Raw genomic sequence first — 659 nt, forward strand, 5'->3', positions numbered from 1 at the left:
TTTGTTTAAGATGAATTCTATGTCTGACTCACTGCATTTAACAAGCTCAAAAGCGAATAAATTAAAACTGATAAGAAAACTAAAAATCAAAATATTACGCATAAGTTCCATTGCATATAACGCCCCATTAAGAGGCAAATGATAGTTGGCTAAAATAAGCGACGAAGGAGCAAATAGCCAACTGTTTTTTGTCCTTTTGAATGACTTGTTATATGCCGATTACTACTGAACTATAATCAAGGTTAACTCAGCTAAAATTATAAAAACACATAAATAAACCATAGCTTTTGGTAATTTAGATGATTTATTTTTAGCCCAAACCATTACGGGTGATGTTTGAGATTGTTTAAGATAACCACCAAAAAAGGCAATACCGTATAAAGCGCCAATAATAGGGATTAATTGATCAAGTAATGATAATGACACGTAGACTTTCCTTAGGCATATAACGCCCCACTAAGAGGCAAATGATAGTTGGTTATAATAGAGAGCGAAGCGAACAAAACCAACTGTTATTTGTCCTGCTTGAGTGGCTTGTTAGGTATACCCTACTATTGCATATTCTTTATCGTTAACTCGGTGATACTCATTAATTTTTTTTACTACTTCGGCAACTTGGTCAAAGCTGGCATTATCACAAAAATATAAAACGTAATCAT

1 protein-coding gene is annotated in these 659 nt (G+C 33.2%); it reads right to left on the minus strand.

Annotation, left to right across the window (positions count from 1 at the left end; translation table 11 throughout):
• Positions 1-222 precede the first annotated feature (222 nt).
• Complete coding sequence (locus tag H4J75_RS19670; protein ID WP_182223064.1) at positions 223-426, minus strand: hypothetical protein; 204 nt, start codon at positions 424-426, stop codon at positions 223-225.
• Between the last annotated feature and the right edge of the window lie 233 nt (positions 427-659).

Origin of the sequence: Colwellia sp. BRX10-1 (assembly GCF_014077545.1) — a bacterium.
Lineage (GTDB): Bacteria > Pseudomonadota > Gammaproteobacteria > Enterobacterales > Alteromonadaceae > Colwellia_A.